Origin of the sequence: Motilimonas sp. 1_MG-2023 (assembly GCF_030547455.1) — a bacterium.
In the GTDB taxonomy this organism is placed as follows: Bacteria; Pseudomonadota; Gammaproteobacteria; order Enterobacterales; family CBDFNC01; genus Motilimonas.
This window is the reverse complement of the sequence record NZ_JAUOPX010000090.1, coordinates 1-2206: the sequence shown is the minus strand read 5'-3', so window position 1 is coordinate 2206 and position 2206 is coordinate 1. Positions and strand designations below refer to the sequence as shown.

Annotated in this window: 2 protein-coding genes; both read left to right on the top strand. The window is 40.3% G+C overall.

The genetic code is table 11. The features are described from left to right. On the top strand, nt 1–750 hold a 750-nt coding region (locus tag Q4519_RS21480; protein ID WP_303515949.1), incomplete at its 5' end, for a transposase. A 352-nt stretch (nt 751–1102) separates the two neighbouring features. Continuing rightward, a complete protein-coding gene (locus Q4519_RS21475; RefSeq protein ID WP_303515948.1) occupies nt 1103–2050 on the top strand; it encodes a hypothetical protein in 948 nt (315 codons plus the stop codon). Nucleotides 2051–2206: the final 156 nt, after the last annotated feature.

Genomic DNA, 2206 nt, shown 5'->3' with positions numbered 1-2206 from the left:
GACTTAACTGATGCTGAGGTGGCCTATCGCTGGCAGCAATTATTCGCTTTGCCATTATTGGTGGGTGATTGGTTAGCTGAGAAACCACAAAACAGTGCTGAAAAGGTGGTGGTTAGTGAGTGTATTGCCAAATGGCGTGGCAGACTGACGGACATCAGCTGGTTTATGCGCTGCCTTAATGAAGATATCGCACGCAAGGCCAATAAAGAAGACGGCTGTAAGGGCCACTTCTGGGAAAGCCGCTTTAAAAGCCAAGCGTTACTTGATGAAAAAGCGCTGCTGACTTGTATGGCCTATGTCGACCTAAACCCGATTCGCGCAGGTATGTGTCAAACTGTTGAAGAGCAAGAGTTCACTTCAATACAAGCACGTCTACAGCAATGGCATGCCAATTATCACAACGCGGAAAGCAGCCCAAACAAAACCCAATTACTGCCATTTGAAAGGCAATTCGACACACAGCAACCCACCGAAATCCCTTACTATTTCGAAGAATATTTACACCTTGTTGACTGGACGGGTCGCGCCATTCGTGATGATAAGCGCGGTTTTATCCCCGCCACCCAACCTAAGCTGTTGCAAAGCTTGGGCATTGAACAAGAAACCTGGTTACATTTGGTGAAAGATTTTAGCCGCAGCTTTGGCAGTGCAGCAGGTAGCTGGGAGGCATTGACTCATCACAGTGAGTTAGCGGGCCATTGTTGGTCTCGCGGTCAGGTTGCTTGCCACCAACTGAGTGGTTACGGCTAAGCCATATTCATTAATTTATCGTTTGATATCAAATGCTTTGAATGAGTAGGTTTTGGTGCGCCGATATTTCAGATAATATACATTTGTTCGCTTATGTTGAACGCTTAGGTGCTTGCTCGCATCGCTTGTCATAAACTGAAGCGGCTTTTTTGACAGTCCTTTAGGTTCATTTTGTGAGGGAAGTTGGTCAGTATTTAAGAGGGTGTCCAATTAGTCTATCGAACTGTAAGTATTTGTTTACATTAGATAAAAAATAGTGTAAATATTGAGAGTATGTTTTAGCCGCCGTTTTGGGCCGTTTTATCACCCCATTATGGGATCCAATAAGCTGTTATGTTTCTAAGAGGTATCGATGACATTAGTTATAGCTGGATATAATTTTGAAGAAAACCCATGGCGAAAAATAGATAATCCTAAAGAAAATAAAGGGGTAAGGTCTGAAGGGCTATTCGCAGTAGCTGACAGTATCATTACAAGCTTTAGTTCGAACGGGCATTCTCCTTTGTTATCTGGGTTTAAAAAAATTAAAGAAATACCTGTTAAGCTGTGGCAACCCTATTTTATTGGGGAAAATTTCAAGTCATATAATAGTGTGTTTTTGGACTTTGAATGTTTCGTTGCTTTCGCTGGGAGTACCTTAACAGCACAGCATGTGATTGATTTAATATCTAATCATTTGGCAACACTAAGAGTTGATTTTCAAAGTGGAGACTTTCAAACCGATGGTAAGTATGTCGTAAAAAAAAGGTGCGATCCTAATAACCTAATACGGAATGGTCATAGCTCAGTGTATGGCAATGATATGTTTATTCCTGAAAAGCATTATCACGGTATTTTGACTGCGGAATACATTGCTGAAGTTGTTGAACATTCGATAAATAAGGCATTAAGCTCAGCTCAAAAGTATAAGTTAGATGAAAATTCATTAAGGGAAATGTACACAGAGTTTATTCTTTGTGTAAATTGCCCCTCAACAGGCTCCGATCTTTTAGTTAAATATAAAATGAATTGGCGTGTAAATACCGATGGCATGTGTGAAGTTTTTGTTGAAAGTGAAAGAATTAAGGAAGGCGAAGTCGCTGTAATAGGAATGAGTGCTAGATTTAACGAAATGGCACAAAAAACTGCCAAAGACACAATTAAAAAAGGATTATCATTAAAAAATGAAATGACTTCGTTTGTAAAAAATGCCATAGACGAGGTTAATGGTGAAGGATCTTTTCAAATAGCTATGCCTGTAGTAGTTAAAAGCCTAGAATGCAGAAAAGTCACAAAGACGGTAATTACAAACGAAACATAAAAAGACAGAAAAAGACAGAAAAAGACAGGAGACAAAAGACAGGACACCCTCCTAAATTTGAAGCCTATCACATCTTGCGCCATAGTTAAGTGACCATCTATCAAGCTGGATAAAGGTTATGACACTACCGCGCAAGCAGCTTATTTGCCCAGAATC